General features: G+C 43.4%; 19 protein-coding genes and 1 tRNA gene. 18 read left to right on the top strand and 2 right to left on the bottom strand.

Annotation, left to right across the window (positions count from 1 at the left end):
- Positions 1–27: 27 nt before the first annotated feature.
- From B3N34_RS05115 to B3N34_RS05095, 5 genes are all read left to right on the top strand, one after another.
- Positions 28–939, top strand: a complete 912-nt coding sequence (locus B3N34_RS05115; protein WP_213697892.1) for a branched-chain amino acid ABC transporter permease — start codon at positions 28–30, stop codon at positions 937–939.
- Between the two features lie 3 nt (positions 940–942).
- Positions 943–2751, top strand: coding sequence for an ABC transporter permease subunit (locus B3N34_RS05110; protein WP_273702070.1), 1809 nt, complete (start codon positions 943–945; stop codon positions 2749–2751).
- Positions 2752–2754: 3 nt separating this feature from the next.
- Positions 2755–3501: an ABC transporter ATP-binding protein gene (locus B3N34_RS05105; protein WP_213697893.1), complete on the top strand. Its 747-nt coding sequence runs from the start codon at positions 2755–2757 to the stop codon at positions 3499–3501.
- A gap of 136 nt (positions 3502–3637) precedes the next feature.
- Entirely contained in the window at positions 3638–4087 is a 450-nt protein-coding gene (locus tag B3N34_RS05100; protein ID WP_273702071.1) for a YbhB/YbcL family Raf kinase inhibitor-like protein, read from the top strand.
- Between the two features lie 166 nt (positions 4088–4253).
- Positions 4254–4511, top strand: a complete 258-nt coding sequence (locus tag B3N34_RS05095; RefSeq protein ID WP_273002886.1) for a Veg family protein — start codon at positions 4254–4256, stop codon at positions 4509–4511.
- 58 nt (positions 4512–4569) lie between these two features.
- On the opposite strand, the gene ptsG is transcribed toward B3N34_RS05095, so the two are convergent.
- Positions 4570–6660, bottom strand: a complete 2091-nt coding sequence (gene ptsG, locus B3N34_RS05090; RefSeq protein WP_213697896.1) for a glucose-specific PTS transporter subunit IIBC — start codon at positions 6658–6660, stop codon at positions 4570–4572.
- 215 nt (positions 6661–6875) lie between these two features.
- Positions 6876–7733, bottom strand: a complete 858-nt coding sequence (gene glcT / locus B3N34_RS05085; RefSeq protein WP_273002887.1) for a glucose PTS transporter transcription antiterminator GlcT — start codon at positions 7731–7733, stop codon at positions 6876–6878.
- A gap of 346 nt (positions 7734–8079) precedes the next feature.
- On the opposite strand from glcT, the gene B3N34_RS05080 reads away from it, so the two are divergent.
- The 13 genes from B3N34_RS05080 (at position 8080) to hflX (ending at position 17472) form a co-directional block, all read left to right on the top strand.
- A complete protein-coding gene (locus B3N34_RS05080) occupies positions 8080–8949 on the top strand; it encodes a 4-(cytidine 5'-diphospho)-2-C-methyl-D-erythritol kinase (protein WP_111089606.1) in 870 nt (289 codons plus the stop codon).
- Positions 8950–8955: 6 nt separating this feature from the next.
- Complete coding sequence (locus B3N34_RS05075; protein ID WP_009201081.1) at positions 8956–9747, top strand: phosphoribosyltransferase family protein; 792 nt, start codon at positions 8956–8958, stop codon at positions 9745–9747.
- A 62-nt stretch (positions 9748–9809) separates the two neighbouring features.
- Positions 9810–9992, top strand: a complete 183-nt coding sequence (locus tag B3N34_RS05070; protein ID WP_040347994.1) for a ferredoxin — start codon at positions 9810–9812, stop codon at positions 9990–9992.
- Between the two features lie 79 nt (positions 9993–10071).
- Positions 10072–10148 (top strand) — tRNA-Ile (locus B3N34_RS05065).
- 72 nt (positions 10149–10220) lie between these two features.
- Positions 10221–11015: a Nif3-like dinuclear metal center hexameric protein gene (locus B3N34_RS05060; RefSeq protein ID WP_286975480.1), complete on the top strand. Its 795-nt coding sequence runs from the start codon at positions 10221–10223 to the stop codon at positions 11013–11015.
- A 75-nt stretch (positions 11016–11090) separates the two neighbouring features.
- Positions 11091–12080, top strand: coding sequence for a tryptophan--tRNA ligase (gene trpS, locus B3N34_RS05055; RefSeq protein WP_286975478.1), 990 nt, complete (start codon positions 11091–11093; stop codon positions 12078–12080).
- A 33-nt stretch (positions 12081–12113) separates the two neighbouring features.
- Entirely contained in the window at positions 12114–12842 is a 729-nt protein-coding gene (locus tag B3N34_RS05050; protein ID WP_009201077.1) for a segregation and condensation protein A, read from the top strand.
- A complete protein-coding gene (gene scpB / locus B3N34_RS05045) occupies positions 12814–13362 on the top strand; it encodes an SMC-Scp complex subunit ScpB (protein ID WP_273002888.1) in 549 nt (182 codons plus the stop codon). Before B3N34_RS05050 ends, scpB begins: the two co-directional genes overlap by 29 nt.
- On the top strand, positions 13343–14092 hold the full coding sequence (locus tag B3N34_RS05040; protein ID WP_009201075.1) for a pseudouridine synthase: 750 nt from the start codon (positions 13343–13345) through the stop codon (positions 14090–14092). The genes scpB and B3N34_RS05040 overlap by 20 nt, the downstream gene beginning before the upstream one ends.
- A 31-nt stretch (positions 14093–14123) precedes the next feature.
- Positions 14124–15014, top strand: a complete 891-nt coding sequence (locus B3N34_RS05035) for an HDOD domain-containing protein (protein ID WP_273002889.1) — start codon at positions 14124–14126, stop codon at positions 15012–15014.
- Positions 15011–15703 carry a (d)CMP kinase gene (gene cmk, locus B3N34_RS05030; RefSeq protein WP_213697901.1) on the top strand — a complete coding sequence of 231 codons (693 nt, stop codon included), beginning with the start codon at positions 15011–15013 and terminating at the stop codon, positions 15701–15703. The genes B3N34_RS05035 and cmk overlap by 4 nt, the downstream gene beginning before the upstream one ends.
- Positions 15693–16337, top strand: a complete 645-nt coding sequence (locus B3N34_RS05025; protein WP_040347989.1) for a lysophospholipid acyltransferase family protein — start codon at positions 15693–15695, stop codon at positions 16335–16337. The genes cmk and B3N34_RS05025 overlap by 11 nt, the downstream gene beginning before the upstream one ends.
- A complete protein-coding gene (gene hflX / locus B3N34_RS05020; RefSeq protein ID WP_286975470.1) occupies positions 16327–17472 on the top strand; it encodes a GTPase HflX in 1146 nt (381 codons plus the stop codon). The genes B3N34_RS05025 and hflX overlap by 11 nt, the downstream gene beginning before the upstream one ends.
- The last annotated feature ends 25 nt before the right edge of the window (positions 17473–17497 follow it).

Here is a 17497-nt window from a genome sequence, read left to right as displayed (position 1 = left end):
AACTGATCAGGAAAGAAGGGGCTCGTCTTGTCGATAATCCTGGAACAGTTACTTAACGGACTGACTATAGGTTCATTTTATGCCCTCATCGCGCTTGGATATTCCATGGTATATGGAGTGATGAAATTAATAAACTTTGCCCACGGTGATTTATTCGCCTTAGGGAGTTACTTGGGCTATACTCTTTTGGTTTGGAGTGCCGGGGCCGTAAGCCAGAGGTTTGGTTTGTGGGGAGGCATGGCTGCGGCCCTGCTTTTTGCTTTTTTCGCCGTAGGTTGTGTAGGCGTATTGATGGAGAGAGTGGCCTACAGGCCTGTTCAAAAATCGGGAAGATTGCCGCTAGTTGTCTCGGCTTTGGGTGTTTCCATATTCCTTGAAAATTTGATAATGGCTGTATGGGGGCCCAGGTATCAAGCTTATCCCGCTTCCGTCGTTCCCACCTATACCATCTCTTTGGGGTGGTTTCATATTACGTCAATGCAACTGTTCATATTAATCCTATCCTTTGTATTGATGCTGATTTTATATTACGTCGTCCAAAAAACAACCTTTGGTGCCGCCATTAGGGCTACAGCTTTGGACAAGGAGATGGCAACCATGTTGGGCATTGATGTGGGGAAGATCACTCTATTTATATTCTTTCTGGGCCCTGCCTTGGGTGGCATGGCAGGAGTGATGAACGGCATGTACTATCGCCAGATCTCTTTCGTCATGGGGTGGAACTACGGTCTTAAAGCCTTCACTGCAACTATTTTGGGAGGGATAGGTAATATACCGGCGGCAATGCTTGGCGGATTGCTCCTTGGTTTGGTAGAGATGTTTGGAGCAGCCTACATATCAAGCGCGTGGAAAGATGTGTTTACCTTTTTAATACTCATATTGATATTGATCTTCAGGCCTACCGGATTGATAGGCGAAAAAGTTGCGGAAAAGGTGTAACAGATGAATAAAAGACATAAGAGATCTCAATTGATATTAGGGATGGTCATCGCCCTTTTTTTGGCATTTCCCTTTTTTTCAAATTTTTATTGGATTGATGTCGCCTTTTTCTTTGGGGTATACGCCTTGCTCGGTTTGAGTTTGAACATAGTACTGGGGGAAACGGGATTATTTGACCTTGGTCATGCCGCTTTTTATGCCATTGGTGCTTATATTACTGCTATTTTAAATACTTTATATGGTATACCAATCGTATGGTTAATACCCTTAAGTGCCCTATGTGCAGGTATTTTTGCCTATATTGTGACTTCTCCCATAATACACTTGAGGGGAGACTATTTATGTATAGTTACGATAGGAATTGGCGAAATCGTCAGGCTGGCTTTGATAAACAATCCCTTTGGACTTACGGGAGGACCAAATGGGATCACTGGAATAGGCAGACCCTCCTTCGGGTTGTTTGCAATAGATACATCTATTAGGTTTTATTTTTACGTTTGGATCATACTTGCTATAGTAATTTTAGGCTTGGTCAGGTTGCAACGTTCTCGCATAGGGAGGGCCTGGAACTACCTTAGGGAAGATGAAATAGCTGCTGAAATGAGCGGTATAGATGTCAGGCACTTCAAACTGCTCTCCTTTGTCTTGGGGGCTGCCCTGGCAGGGGTTGCAGGCAACATCTACGCTAGCAAATTAATGATTGTTTCTCCTGACACTTTTACTTTTATGGAATCCTCCATGCTATTTTGCATAGTCATGTTGGGGGGGTTGGGTTCTATTCCCGGTTCAATACTAGGAGCAGGTATTATCACAGTGTTTCCTGAAATATTCAGGGTAGTGGCAAACTACAGAATGCTCTTTTTTGGAGGCGCTTTGGTTTTAGCCATGATTTTTCGACCCGGTGGGCTTTGGCCACGTAAGAGGGAAATTGCGATACCAAACGTCAGATCGGCAGAAGAAGCCGAAGAAATGATAAGACCTGTTGCCGTCGACCAAACTCGGACAACGGCGAAACAATCGCTTAACGGAGAGACCAGCTCGTTTGAAAAACATATCTTGGTAACCGACAAACTTACCATGAAATTCGGAGGCCTCGTTGCTGTAAAGGACTTAGATTTAGTTGTGGGCCATGGAAAGATAACTAGTATAATAGGTCCCAACGGTGCGGGAAAGACTACTGTGTTTAATGTCGTAACCGGCATATATAAACCCGTCTCCGGAAAAGTATACTTCGAAGGCAAAGATATTACGGGATTTAAGCCCCACAAAGTAGCAAGCCTTGGCATTGCGAGAACATTTCAAAACATACGCCTTTTTCCTGGTCTTACATGTGTTGAAAATATTATGGCCGGTCTTCATCATAGAATGAGTTCTTACGTATTTTCTTCGATCATGAGAACGGAATCTCAAATATTGGAAGAAAAGTGGGCCATAGAAACTGCCATGTATTGGCTTGATAAGACAGGGCTTGCCGGCCTTTCCGACGAACTTGCCAAAAATCTTCCTTACGGTAAGCAAAAGCTCCTGGAGTTGGCCAGAGCTCTTTCCTCTTCGCCAAAGTTGCTCATCCTCGACGAACCGTCCTCGGGTCTAAACGACAAAGAGACGGAAGACCTCATGATATTTCTTGAAAACCTTTTGGACGAGATGGATCTCTCTATTTTGCTCATTGAACATGACATGAACTTGGTCATGGGTATCTCACATTGGGTAGTTGCAATGGACATGGGCATAAAAATAGCAGAGGGAAGACCACAGGATATTTACAACAACTCCAGAGTCATCGAGGCATATCTTGGCAGGGAGGAGTAGGTGATGTCAGAGCTTCTAGTTTTAAAAGACGTGGTAGTGTCCTACGGTGCCGTGACGGCTCTTAAAGGCGTATCTATAAAACTTAATGAAGGCCAGATAATAGCTGTCCTAGGGGCCAATGGAGCGGGAAAATCTACTATGCTCAAATCGATTTCCAAAATAGTTCCTTTAAAAGAGGGAAAGATTTTCTATAAAGGGAAAGAAATGGCCTCTCTTTCCGCCCATGATCTTGCCTTCCAAGGAATTTCGCATGTTCCCGAGGGCAGAAGGGTATTTCCGACTCTGACAGTTGAAGAAAATCTTAACCTGGGGTCTTATGGAGCGAGAAAGCGGCTGTTGGACGAGGAAGTTGAGGAGACAAAAAAGTGGATCTTCGAGCTTTTCCCTGTCCTTGCCGAAAGAAAAAACCAACTTGCCGGCACTCTTTCCGGGGGAGAGCAACAAATGCTTGCCATAGGAAGAGGATTGATAGCGAAGCCGACTTTACTTTTGTTAGATGAACCTTCCTTGGGATTAGCCCCGATTCTAGTAAAGGAAATTTTTAATGCCATAAGAAAAATCCATGAGGAAAGCGGGACCTCCATCTTACTTGTGGAACAAAACGCGAAAAAGGCCTTAGCCGAATCGGACTATGCCTACATTCTCGAGACGGGAAAGATAAGCATTGAAGGGCCTGCAAGTGAACTTGCCGGTGACGAAAGAGTGAAAGCTGCCTATTTAGGCGGGAGTGCGGTGACAAAAAAGGAGTAAAAATTAAAAATAACGAGGAAGAGGCTATTAAAACGTGAAAAAAGTACTATATATTTTGTGTTGTATAATAATTTTATGGCCAGTGCGTAATTTAATGGCAAATTCTACAGGCGATTATTTGGCGGGGGTGTGTGAAATGCAAATAAGAGTGACGTCGCCGGCCTTCAATAACGAAGAGTTTATTCCTTCAAAATATACCTGTGAGGGAAAGGATATTATGCCACCTCTTGCATGGGAGGGAGTGCCGGAAAACACGCTAAGCCTAGTATTGATAGCAGATGATCCGGATGCGCCTAGCGGAACTTTTACTCATGCAATTTTCTTCGATATAGAGCCCCAAAAAAGAGGTATAGAAGAGGGCGAATCTCCAGGGGTTGCTGGCGTAAATGATTTTGGTCGGCTGGGCTATGGCGGCCCCTGTCCTCCAAAGGGGCATGGACCACATCGGTACTACTTCAAAGTATACGCCCTTGATATACCTTCCCTCAACCTTAAAAGTGGGGCTCATAAGTTTGTCGTGGAAAAGGCGATCAAAGGACATATTTTGGCATATGGGGAATTGATTGGAAAGTACGAAAGGAAATAATTGAAACTTCTGAAGATCGGCGGTCTTGCAACGGCCTCCAATGCCGAACTTGGGGGCCGTGGTTTTTTTATGTACTAATAATTTGATGTATGGATTTTATTTTGCTTGTATTTTATAGAAATATGTAGTAAAATATGTACAAATGACATTTAAGGAGTGATGTCCGGTGTCTGAGAAGTTGCTTGGTATACGCGAAAAACTGGCTTCCCACATCGGTGATCGCGTTAGATATCGACAGGCCAAGGGCAGGAGAAAGACAGAGGAACATGAAGGTGTTATCATGGAGACCTATCCTAATATATTTACTCTGTATGTAAAGGCCCAAAACAGCACTGTCTCTTTTCGCTATTCCGATCTCCTAACGCATGACGTGGAATTGGAATTTCTGTCATCCAATGATCGAATGCCCCACAAGGCTAGATAGCATGACAATCTGCATTGCAGGCAAACATAAAAGAGGCCCCTGGAAGGGACCTCTTTGCTTATAGGTTAACCGTTTCCCGAGGTACAGGTTGTCTCTTTATGATGCGCACGCAACCAGTTTCCCCGATTTTCACATCTCTTTCCTCGATTATCTCGATTCTTTCGTCGGAGCTTAAATTTGTGAATACTATCGGGGATATCGTAGAGGGTGCATTTTTAGAGATGTACTCCAGATTTGCTTTAAGGAGGACCTGTCCCCGTTTGACGACGTCTCCCTGTTTAACAAATGCCTCAAAACCTTCTCCGTTGAGTTTTACCGTATCGATGCCTACGTGAATAAGCATCTCTAGTCCGTTGTCTGCAACAATTCCTATGGCATGTTTAGTGGGAAAGAAGACAGCCACTTTTCCGTCTGCCGGAGATACGACGGTGCCGTCTTTCGGCAATATGGCGAAGCCGTCACCCAAGATTTTCTCTGAGAAGGTCTTATCGGGCACTTCGGAGATAGGTATCAGTTTTCCGGTCATGGGCATTGCGATTATCATATCTTTGCCCGAAATGCTGCTTCCTTCTCCAAGTTGTTCGTCTTTCGAAGTAGAGATATCGGGTCTTTCTCCCTTTAGGATGTCTGCGATTTGTTCTTTTATCTTTTCCGATTTGGTCCCAAATATAATTTGAAGGTTTTTGTCTACCTGCATAATTCCCGAAGCTCCCAAGTCTCGTAGGCTTTCTTTGTTTACCTTGGAAACATCTTTAACTGAAACGCGCAATCGGGTAATGCAGGCATCGAGTTTAGTTAAGTTTTCTCGACCGCCTAGGGCCTCCAGGACGTCGTAGGGCAAAGTTTCTGACCTTTTTGGAGTTGAGGTGGGGGAGATAGAAGCCCCGTTAAGTTTGGCCTCGGACTTTTCTCGTCCGGGAGTCGGCAGATCAAATTTTTTGATGGCAAAGGAAAAAACAGAATAATAGAGGAGCGCGTAAAGAGCGCCAACAGCAATAACGAGCCACCAGGGCTCACGGCCGGGAACCACTCCAAATAAGAAAAAGTCGATGGCTCCGCCGGAAAAAGTATAGCCTATGTTGATATCTAAAAAATAGAGTGCCACAAAGGCTATGCCGTCTAAAATTGCGTGGAATAAAAAGAGCAAAGGAGACAGAAATAGGAAGGAAAATTCTATGGGTTCCGTAATTCCCGTCAAGAAAGACGTGAGCGCCGCGGAAGCCATTAAGCTGCCGACCCATTTCTTGTTCTCCGGTTTTGCCAATCTGTACATGGCTAAGGCCGCTGCCGGAAGGCCGAACATCATTACGGGAAACTCGCCGGCCATGAAATGCCCCGCCGTTAAACTTGCTCCATCTTGCAACTGGGCAAAGAAAATATTCATGTCTCCGCGCACTATATTTCCTGCCGCGGTTGTGTATTGACCGAACTCAAACCAGAATGGAGCATGCCAGATGTGGTGAAGGCCGAAGGGTATTAACAAACGTTTTACAAACCCGAAGAAGAACACTGCAATAGGGTAGGCAGACCCCATTAAATACTGCGATGTGGCGTTAATCCCCGCTTGTACGTGAGGCCATAGAAAAAACATTAAGATGCCAAGGAAAAAGGAGCTGAAAGCGGTGACAATAGGAACAAAACGTTTGCCGGCGAAAAAGCCCAGAAAGGGCGGCAACTCGATAGTGTAATACCTGTTATAACACCATGCTGCCAAAGCCCCGACGACGATACCTCCGAATACCCCAGTCTGCAGGGTGGGAATGCCCAAAACCAGGGCATAGGCCGGATTTGTCTGCGATATGACGCTATCTAACGATATTCCACCCATCACGCTCATAGTGACGTTCATTACCAGGTAGCCTACTGATGCTGCGAGAGCAGCAGCCCCTGCTCCGCCAGATAATCCTACGGCGACTCCCAAAGCAAAGATTAAAGCCAGGTTTTCAAAAATTATGCCTCCCGCAGATTGCATCATCGATGCCAAGCCGACAAAAGCGCTATTCTGCAAAAAAGGCAAGAGAGCTACGACGTTTGGGCTTTTCATGCTGGTACCTATGGCAAGCAGCAATCCGGCCGCTGGCAAAATAGCCACTGGCAACATCAACGATTGACCTATTCTTTGCAATTGTCCAAATGATTTTTTGAACACCTACCACAACCTCCTGTCCTATGGATTAGAGCATTAAAAAAGCATGAGCAAAAGAGATACGGCACCGACCTACCGTACACTCCTTTGCTCATGCCTGTGCTTACACAGTAACACGCAAAAAGAGTATATTAGTTATCTATTATTTTATTTACATATTTACGCTGTAACTTATTACGAAACAATGAAAGCTCCGGCTGCAATGAAACTAATGCGCTTTAACACACTTCAGCGGTTCCAGCCTGAGCTATATTGTACAATCTCTGTAAATGCAATGTCAAATACACTGATTCCGCCTCTGGAATTTTTTTCTTTAGTTGCTTCTGCATATATTTTATCATTTTCCAGGCAATGGAATAACAAAGCGCACATTCTTTCTGTAAAACATCTTTTAAGAACTCCGCATTTTCCATATATTTTCCCGATTCTATTCGATCGAGAGCAAAATGAAGATGTCTGATGAAGCGCGAATAATTTATATCACTTCTATCTAAAGTTACTTTTAGTGAGTTCTCCGCAATAGCAATCAATTGGGAGACGATTTGCGTTCTTTTCGTTAGATTAGCTATGCTTGCCTTTGAAATGGCGCTATGGATGTGCAACGTTATAAACCCTACCTCATCTTCGGGAATGTTTGCACTGAGTTCTTTCTCAAGCCATTCCGTCAATTCCGCAGCAACTGCGTATTCTCGCGGATATGCCAGCTCAATTTCGAATCTGAAAGGATTTTTTATCTCCACACCGTTTTTTAGGCGTTTTAAGGCAAAATGTAAATGATCGGTAAGGCTGGTATGAATGTGTTCATTTAATGAAGTGCCAAGCTTGTCTTCAATAAAAGATATAGCATCGTTCATGATGCCGATAAAATTTTCATCAATTTCTTTTAGCATTTGAAGGTATTGCTCCTGTTCCTCAGGGTTTTTAAGGACAAACAGCTTTTCGGCATCAGCGTTAGATATGCTTTCGCCTGCCTTTTTGTTGAAACCTATACCCTTTCCCAGGAGTATAACCTCTTCATATGTGGGGTGTTCTGCGATAAGGGCATTATTATTTAACACTTTTTTAATTTTGAGCATACCCATCACACCCATCTGCATTTATTATATTTAGCTAAAGCGACATTCATATTCTATAACGCAATAAAAAACTTGACAGATAATTTTAAACAATTTCTTAATTTATTCTATCCCACTAGGGGGAACAGAGCAAGCATGATAAAAAACAATAATGATGCGGTATAGTAGGTGAAACGTCAATATACTAAATGACCTTTGTATGCTCTTTGATATCATTGGACATATCTAATATAATTTCGAACATAAGTACTTATTTTTATCGGAGTGGCTAAAATGCATACGAAGAGCTTATAATAAGCCTTAAATTGGGTGGACAATTTTCGACACAAAGATCGGAGGTAGTACATTGATCTATATACCGAGCTATATAAAAATTAACCTTAGTTTAAGAGTGTTTGTCCCCAGAGATGATGGCTATCATGAAATCTCTACGTTATTCCATAAGCTTGGGCCAATCGAATGGTTGGCTATTAGAAGGTTAAATGGAACAAATCGGGATGATATTGTAAATTCCTATAATATTGGAATATCCGGGACGAATATTATTTCAAGGGCAATCGAATTTTTGAGGTCTAAATCTGTAAGGTTGCCTCCAATAGAATGCAACATCTGGAAAGTTTTACCCGTTGGAAGCGGCATAGGTGCCGGAAGCGGGAACGGAGCTGCCATATTAGAATGGGCTTCGACAATTTACGATTTATTTCTAGATCCTGCAGAACTTGCTGCACTTGGTGCCGATATCCCCTTCTTTCTTTCGAAGACGAAGACGGCATTGGCTACTGGCGTTGGGGAAAGGTTGAAACTTTTGGACCCCCTCACAGGGATATATGCATTGCTTGCCATACCGAATATAAAAATTTCCACCGCTGAAGCATACAGAGAGCTCGATGAAAGCAGGAAAAGGGGCGAAGCCGAGATAGTGCCCGTCTCATTTGCAATATACGAAGCTTTAAACCTCTATGCTGACCTTGAAAAGAGAAGAAGGATCGGGTTTTTGCCAAATGACTTTGTAACGGTTTTGAGAAAAAAAAGCGACTTTTACGACGGATTTTTCGATCTATGCAATTCAACTTTCAATAATAGCCTGGCTTGGGGTTTAAGCGGGAGCGGTTCATCCGTTTTTTGTCTTTTCACAGACAAGCACGAGGCTATCAAAGCGCAGGAATTGGTAAGCTCAAAGCTCGAATGTGATTGTAAAACCTTTGTGCTGGAGTGATCTGACATGAAAATTTCCAGGCCGGAACGCATTGCAAGGATCGTTTGGAGGTTGGCAAAACATCCGTCTCAATCCTTTTCTCTAAGCGATATTGCTAAAGAATTTGAGGTATCAAAGACCGTGTTGAGCGATGATGTTGAGATCATCTCAAATGCAATGAACGATGAAGGATGCAGCAGAATTATCATCGATAGAGGGAGAGGAGGAGGGGCATATTTAATCCCCTCCTTCAACGAAAGGGACAAAGTAAAATTCCTCGAAGAGATTGCTTTAGAACTTTCCAGAGAAGAGAGATTTCTGCCTGGAGGATTAATATACTATAGTGATATCATATTTAATCCCTATTATGCACAGTGGTTAGGTTGGGCCTTGGCTTCCATGTTCGTCGATTCAGGTGCCGATGTAGTGATGACTTCTGAGGTCAAGGGCATACCCATAGCTTTATTCGTTGCCCAAGCTTTGGGTCTTCCCCTGGCTGTTTGTCGATTCAGAAACAGACCAAGCGATGGTCCGGCCGTGGCGCTTCACTTTCCTTCAGGCACAGGTGATGTTCGTACCATGTACATGGGCACTCGCAATTTAAAGAAAGGTTCCAAAGTTTTGGTCATCGACGATTTCATGCGTGGAGGCAGCACGATAGCGGGCATGATTATGATGACAAGAGAGTTTGATGCCGCTGTGGTGGGAAAAGGGATATTTATTGTGTCGGCTTTGCCTGAAAATAAAGCAATAACAGAATATAAGGCGCTATTAGTCCTGGAAAAAAATTTGGGGAAACCGTTAGTGAGAGTTTTGTGATCGAAAATATTTGATTAGAACGAAAATACTGCTATAGTATGTGCCAAAGGGGGTGGAATTACATGAAGGTGGAACTGGATCAGGAACTCTGTATTGGATGCGGTGTTTGTTCCCAGGTGTGTCCAGAGGTCTTCGAGCTGGACGAAGAACTAGGCAAAGCCAAGGTGGTGAAGCCCAGCGGTGCTGAATGTGCCATGGAAGCAGCAGAAAGCTGTCCTGTCAGCTGCATAACCGTTGAAAAGTAGGTAAATTTCGATAAAAAATACGACCTACTACTTGCCCTAAACGAAACTCGTAGTTATAATCATAAATGCTTAAGGGTTTGGGCCCATAGCTCAACAGGTCAGAGCCACCGGCTCATAACCGGAAGGTTCCTGGTTCGAGTCCAGGTGGGCCCACCAAAAGCCAACAAAAGCCACCGAAGAGGTGGCTTTTTCTGTTAATTACAACCACCTATGCAAGGAGATGTTTTTATGCCCTATGTCGTTGAGGACATTTTGGCAGCCATAGACGAGATAGCTCCTTTCAATGTGCAGGAAGAGTGGGATAACTCGGGATTAGTAATAGGTGATCTGTCTTGCAAGGTCGATGGCCTGGCACTTGCTTTGGATTTGACGCAGGAGGTCATAGATAAAGCTCGCGATTTGGGCGTCAATGTAATTGTTACCCACCATCCCCCCATCATTTCTCCAATGAAGAAGTGGGATGTTTCAAACTACAGCGCCTCTCTATTTTACAAATCTGCACATTATGGAATGAATGTAATTTCAGCTCATACAAATCTCGATATGTCATATAATGGCATAAATGTTACACTAACTGAATCCCTTAAAATTCATGACTATAAGCCATTGATCTATTTCCAAGAAAACGCCTTTGGACTGGGGGCATGGGGACATTTTGAAGCCGAAGTTTCAAAAGATGAATTGGCAGAGCTGATGTCCAGGGCTTGGAATGTTTCCTGGATAGCCTTTTACGGGCAAGGGGAAAGGTTTAAAAAAGTCGCCCTCTGTGGCGGATCGGGCGGCGAATTTTGGGTGAATGCTTTTAATGTAGGAGCTGATATTTATATAACTGCTGATATGAAGTACCATCAAATAGCCGAGGCCCAGAGATATTTAACCCTGGCAATCGTCGATCACGGACAGATGGAGCGAGGCGGATTGTCAAAGTTTATGGAGAAATTAAAGCAACTTCCGGAAATAAGGGTATATGATCTGACGGAGATTAAAGCTTACGATGACCCAAAGATTATCTATATAGAATAAAATACAGACGATGCCTTTGTAATATATTTATAAAATTGGCATGAGAAATATATTGATAATGGGGTGATACATACAATGAAAGAATGCGTGTTTAGCGGCATGCGTCCGACCGGAAAATTGCATCTTGGCCATCTAGCGGGAGCCCTGTCCAATTGGTTGAAGCTTCAGGACGAATTTGAGTGCTATTACTGTATCGTCGATTGGCATGCCTTGATGTCGGAATACATGAACAGCTCAAAAATTAAAGATTATTGCCGGGAAATTCTCCTGGATTGGCTTGCCATCGGCTTAGATCCAGAAAAGGCGGTGATCTTTCAACAGTCCCATGTTAGCGGCCATGCCGAGCTTCATCTTGCTCTATCGATGATCGCTCCCCTTGGAAGGCTTGAAAGAAACCCCATATATAAAGAACAACTCGAAAACATTGCCGACAAAGACCTTCAAACCTATGGATTTCTTGGATATCCGGTGTTAATGGCGGCCGATATATTGTTATACAAAGCAACAAAAGTCCCTGTGGGCGAAGATCAATCAATACATCTAGAAATTGCCAAAGAGTTAGCGCGAAAATTCAATAGTACTTTTGAAGAGGTATTCCCAGAGCCGGAGATATTGCTCACCCCAACGCCCCGAGTCCCAGGCATTGATGGCAGAAAGATGAGCAAGTCTTACAATAATGCCCTTTTCATTTCAGAGGATCTAAACGAGATGTGGGACAAAGTCAGAACTATGATGACAGACCCCGCTCGGATGAGAAGGTCGGATCCCGGAGAGCCAGAGAAATGCCCTGTATGGCATTTGCACAAAATATTCACCCAGGATGAGGAGAAAAAAAGAGAGCTTGCCCATGGATGTCGATCTGCAGGGATTGGCTGCATAGATTGCAAAAAGGTATTGATGGAATGGATCAGGTTCAAACTCGGACCAATTCAGAAGAGAAGAAAATATTATGAAGAACATGGGCTTGAGATGATGGATATTTTGCGGGAGGGAGCCGAGAGAGCTTCGAATGTGGCAGATAAGACCATCGAAGAAGTAAAAAGTGCCGTAGGCTTCATCCTGTAGGAGATAAAGCGATCCCCACAAAAGGAGGACAAAGTGGCTGCCGGAGTAGATTATAATAATTTTAGCGATACTATAAACAACTTGATTCGTTTACTTGAAAGTAGAGAAGTTGAAGCTTCAAACGTCAGTGTAAGCGAGGTCATAAAAATTTACGCTGCATATTTGCTTCGTTCGGAAAACTTTTCTTTAAGCGATGTAGCTGATTTTTTGGCACAGGCAGCCGCTTTAGTTTTGTCCAAAGTTCGCGCCATCTTTCCTCGCCCTGTATTCGAATGCGAGGAGGAAGAGGATGCCACATCGGATGATCAAGATGAACCCAACGAAAAACTTCATCATTTCCAGTTGGCGGCAATTTATTTAGAGGTTTTACATTACCGGCGCTCCAAATATTTTACGAGACAGCTAGGAGAAACGAGACCTTTTTATGAAGTCGGTGACCTTTATTTTTTGGCCTCTCTTTGGTGGGGATTGATTAATAACTTCAATTTTAGGATAAATTCGCCCGAGGAAGACATCATCTCTATATCTATAGAAGAAAATCAAGGGTATTCAATTGAGGCCAGGATGGAGGACATCAAAAACTCTTTGCTCGAATATAAGGAATTGACGCTGAATGAGTTGCTTAAAGGAGAAAGGGATAAAAGCTTTGTTGTAAGCACTATCATAGCATTGCTAGAACTTGCCCGTATTGGTATTATTTACTTAAAACAAAGACAGCATTTTGGAGATATACATGTCCGACTCAAGGAATGCAATGGATGAGCTTGCAAGAAAAGTGGAAGCTATTTTATTTGTATCGTCGGAACCGGTGAAATCTGCAGACATTTCCAATGCACTTGGAGTCGACGTTAAAATTGTCGAGGAAAGATTAAACAACATCAAAGAACATTACAAATCTCACCACGGTCTTACCCTTATAAATGTGGCCGGGGGATGGCAGATGGCAACGGCCGGCGATCTGAAAGATGTGATAGAGGAGTATAACAACTCTTATGGTTATAAGCTTCGTTTGAGCAAAGCCGCAATGGAGACGCTTGCGATAATTGCTTATAAACAACCTATCACCAGGACCGAGATAGAAGAAATAAGGGGCGTGAGAAGCGATAAAGTTCTGGAGACCCTGTTATCAACGGGATTGATCAAAGTGGCAGGCCGCAAAAAGGGGACAGGATCTCCCTTGCTATACAGAACAACTCAGGAATTTTTGGAGGCCTTTGGGATCAATTCCCTTAGCGAATTGCCCACTGAAGAGGAATTGAAAAATGAAGGAAATTACAGCTGATGCGAATTTACATTATGATAAACTGATAAGGTTAAATAAGTACCTTGCCATGTGTGGCTTGGGTTCCAGGAGAAAGACAGAGGCTCTAATCGTAAGCGGAAGGGTTAAAGTGGACGGCGAGATCGCTGCAGGTCCCTGGATCATGGTCAATACAAGTTATAATGTGGAAGTAGATGGGAAAATCGTAGCTCCTTTAAAGAATCTCTATTTGGTTATGAATAAGCCTCGCAATTGCGTTTGTGCCGTTGTGGATTCAAGATATACTACGGTGATTGACCTTCTTCCCAAAGATTTGATAGGGCACCGCCTTTTTCCTGTTGGAAGGTTGGATAAAAACAGCAGTGGACTATTGATATTAACGAACGACGGTGATTTCGCCCAAGATATAATACATCCTCGGAACGGCATAACCAAGACATATCGTGTCATGCTTAATAAGCCTATGACTTCAGGCGATTTGGAAAAATGGCGTAAGGGAGTTTATCTCGACGATAGATTAATAAAACCAAAAGATGTTAAAATACTCTCGGATAAATGGTGCGTAATAGAGATTTACGAAGGCAAGAAGCGTGAAATTAGGAGAATGGCCGAATGTCTCGGATATAAGGTCGTCGAATTGGTCAGGATAAAGATAGGCCGCCTGGAACTTAAAACATTAGATGAAGGTTGTTTTTTGAAGTTCAGTAAAGATAAATTATTAAAAATGATTTGCAATGGGGGCGTAGTTTAAATCAATCCAGTTAAGATATGGGGGACAGGATATGCCAACAGATGGAAGTCCGAGGGAAATAGTAAAAAAACGCATACTCAAAAAGGTAAAAGATATTCCATCCCTGCCTCAGTTTGTGCTTTTAACACTCAAGAAGTTAGATGACGAAAGAAGCAGTGCTTCCGACGTGGCCAACACTCTCTCAAAGGATCAGGGGTTGGTCGTTCGTGTCTTACGTCTGGCCAATTCTGCCTATTACGGGATTCCAAGGACAATTACCAGTGTAACCGAAGCTGTTGCCATATTGGGATATAAAACCCTTAGAAGCATAGTTTTGGCAGCAAGTATTTATCCCTATATGTCGGGATCGCAAAAGGGATATGCCCTCGATAAAGGAGAGTTGTGGCGTCATTCGTTGGGTGTGGCATACCTTTCCCGCTATATTGGTGAGAAGGTAGGCGGATTGGATCTGGAGGAATTGTACCTTGCCGGATTGTTGCACGACATAGGGAAAATAGTTCTCAACGAATATGTCAGATACGGATATTCGATAATAAGCAAGATGGTAGAAGAAGAGGCCGTCCCCTTTACTCAAGCAGAGAGGGAAGTTTTAGGATTCGATCACGCCGAAATAGGCGAAATAATAATAGATCAATGGGCTTTGCCGGAAGTATACGCTTTGGCCGCTCGATATCACCATACACCAGATGATTTGCCGGACGAGAAGGCCTCCTATAGGCCTGTTGTCGATGTCGTACATACCTCCAATTCTATATGTCTTATGTTGGGATTTGGACTGGGTGCGGACGGTCTCCAGCATTATATGTCGGAAAAATCGTTAGAAAGGCTGCAATTAAAGGACGAAATTGAGCTTCTGATGTCTGAGGCAGTTAACATACTATACCAATTGGACGAAGAAATAAGATCAGAGGAGATCATATGAAGAGCGGTAAAACGATAATAATAACCATAGATGGTCCTGCGGGTTCAGGAAAAAGCAGCGTCGCTCGAAGGGTTGCCGAAGAATTGGGGTTCGCCTATCTTGATTCCGGGGCAATATACAGAGCTGTGTCTCTCTATTTATCTCAAAAGTGTATCTCTTCGAATGATGTTGCAAAAATTGAAGTGGAGCTCGAGAAACTGACAATTCAAATTGACGATCAACAGCGTATTTTCGTGAACGGTGCAGACGTTACAGGGGAAATACGCTCTCCTAAAGTGGATGAAATTGTCTCTTTTTATTCTTCCTTGCCGGTAGTCAGGCGCCGGCTTCTTTCTATTCAAAGGGAGCTAGGGGATAGACAGAATTTGATAGCTGAAGGAAGAGATATGGGAACGGTTGTCTTCCCCAATGCTGATCTAAAGATCTTCCTGAAGGCCAATGCAAGGACGCGAGCGGCAAGGCGATGGAAAGAACTGGCAGAACGAGGGGTAGAAATATCCTACGATGATGTATATTATCAAATTATTCAAAGGGACGAGTTGGACAGCAAAAGGAAGTTATCCCCTCTGTTGCCAGCAGAGGACGCGATAATATTGGATACAAGCGACTTGACACTGGAAGAGGTCGTAGAAGCTGTTAAAAAACTGATAAAAGAGTGCGTTTTAAAGGTGAAAGAGTGTGACTGTTAAACGCAGCCCCCTTTTTTATGCCTTCTCTAAATGTCTGTGTAGAGTGTTTTTGGCTTTATACAATAGACTCAGCATCAATAACGCGCCCCTTCTCCCCGAGGGGAGGGCTGTTATCGTAGCTTCGAATCACAATAGCAATTTGGATCCGGTAATCGTGGGTGTGGCCTATCCAAGGAAGTTGAGTTACCTGGCAAAGGAAGAGCTGTTTAAAGTGCCTTTCTTAAGCTTTATCATAAGGCATCTGGGAGCAATTCCCGTTTCAAGGCAAGATGAGCTTAAAGCCGGGGTCGTATTGAGGACCATGCTAGACATTTTGCTCAGCGGAGAAGATGTATTGATATTTCCCGAAGGAAGCAGGTCATTCGACGGAAAGCTTCAACCCCTTGAGGGTGGAGCGGCCATGTTGGCCTTACACTCAAATGCTCCTATTTTACCAGTATACGTTAAAGGATCATTCGAGGCAATGCCTCGAGGTACCTCCTTCCCAAAACCAAAGAAGATAGAGGTCCTGTTTGGAAAGCTAATCGACCCCTTGGATTTGCCAACGGATATGAAGGACAAGCAGAAACGATTCCATTTGCTCGTACAGTTGGAAAAACAGATGGAGGAGATGATGTACGAACTTGGAAAATAGATATAATAAGGCCCTGCTTCTTTGCTTAGATAGACAAAGAAGCGACGAAGACCCCGATATACTTGCCGATGAACTGGCACTGCTTCTTGCCAATTTAAACATAAAAGTCGTGGGTAGGATCGATCAAAAGCGGATATCTCCCGATCCTGCAACTTTTTTGGGAAAGGGGAAGGTTTTAGAAGCAAGGGAGTTGATAAACCTTCTCGGGGTTAATATCGTTGTGTGCAACGACTCTTTATTGTCCACGCAATTGCACAACTTGCGCTCTCTCTTGGGCGTTGAAGTGTGGGACAGGCCCTTTGTCATTATGAAAATATTTGAATCAAGAGCGCATTCCGCTGAGGCCAAACTTCAAGTGGAACTGGCTATGTGTAAATATGAAATTCCACTATTAAAAGGTCTGGGTAAACAAATGTCTCAAACAGGGGGAGGTATTGGCACAAGAGGCCCAGGTGAAACAGAGTTCGAAAGACATCGTCGTAAGCTGGAACGGAAAGTCGTATCGCTTCAGCGCAAGCTCGAACAGGTGCGCAAAAGACGGTGCAACTCCAGAAAGCGGCGAAAAAGGAGCAATATTTCTACAGTTGCCATTGTAGGTTATACGAACAGCGGCAAATCCACCCTTCTTAGAGCATTGAGTCACGACGATGAAATATACTGCGCAGATAAGCTTTTTGCTACTTTAGATCCCAAGGTAAGGAGAGTAAAACTTCCCGGCGGCAAGCATGTCCTTTTTGCCGATACTGTCGGCTTCATTCGCAAACTGCCGGTAGAGTTGGTTGCCGCCTTTCGAGCGACACTAGAAGAAGTAAATGAAGCAAACTTACTATTGGTCGTCATAGATCCCCTTGACAAAGATCCATTGGAATCCTTAACCGTCGTAGAGGAGACCTTAAAACAAATAGGGGCAGCCTCCATACCGAGGATCATTGTAGTGAATAAGATTGATATGATAGAAAAAGATCAGTTACAATCATTACTTGAGCGGCTGTCCTTGCCTTCGGGATTTGAGGCAGTGCCTGTAAGTGTACTTAAAAATATAAACATATCGACGCTTTTAAAAAGAATAGAATCTTCTTTGTCTCGCATTGATTCCGATGTAAAGTTGTTTACAGATACCTATAAGTTAGCATGATTAAATGCTTATATAATGACAATGC

It is taken from the genome of Acetomicrobium sp. UBA5826 (assembly GCF_002433005.1).
Taxonomy (GTDB): domain Bacteria; phylum Synergistota; class Synergistia; order Synergistales; family Acetomicrobiaceae; genus Acetomicrobium.
Note: the sequence above shows the minus strand (reverse complement) of the source record. Positions and strands in the feature narration are given on the sequence as shown.

Excerpts from the sequence above, each read along its gene's own strand:
- B3N34_RS05110 (WP_273702070.1), top strand. The coding sequence starts at position 943 with ATGAATAAAAGACATAAGAGATCTCAATTGATATTAGGGATGGTCATC.
- B3N34_RS05105 (WP_213697893.1), top strand. The coding sequence starts at position 2,755 with ATGTCAGAGCTTCTAGTTTTAAAAGACGTGGTAGTGTCCTACGGTGCC.
- B3N34_RS05100 (WP_273702071.1), top strand. The coding sequence starts at position 3,638 with ATGCAAATAAGAGTGACGTCGCCGGCCTTCAATAACGAAGAGTTTATT.
- glcT (WP_273002887.1), bottom strand. The coding sequence starts at position 7,733 with ATGCTCAAAATTAAAAAAGTGTTAAATAATAATGCCCTTATCGCAGAA.
- B3N34_RS05075 (WP_009201081.1), top strand. The coding sequence starts at position 8,956 with ATGAAAATTTCCAGGCCGGAACGCATTGCAAGGATCGTTTGGAGGTTG.
- B3N34_RS05070 (WP_040347994.1), top strand. The coding sequence starts at position 9,810 with ATGAAGGTGGAACTGGATCAGGAACTCTGTATTGGATGCGGTGTTTGT.
- B3N34_RS05060 (WP_286975480.1), top strand. The coding sequence starts at position 10,221 with ATGCCCTATGTCGTTGAGGACATTTTGGCAGCCATAGACGAGATAGCT.
- trpS (WP_286975478.1), top strand. The coding sequence starts at position 11,091 with ATGAAAGAATGCGTGTTTAGCGGCATGCGTCCGACCGGAAAATTGCAT.
- scpB (WP_273002888.1), top strand. The coding sequence starts at position 12,814 with ATGTCCGACTCAAGGAATGCAATGGATGAGCTTGCAAGAAAAGTGGAA.
- B3N34_RS05040 (WP_009201075.1), top strand. The coding sequence starts at position 13,343 with ATGAAGGAAATTACAGCTGATGCGAATTTACATTATGATAAACTGATA.
- B3N34_RS05035 (WP_273002889.1), top strand. The coding sequence starts at position 14,124 with ATGCCAACAGATGGAAGTCCGAGGGAAATAGTAAAAAAACGCATACTC.
- cmk (WP_213697901.1), top strand. The coding sequence starts at position 15,011 with ATGAAGAGCGGTAAAACGATAATAATAACCATAGATGGTCCTGCGGGT.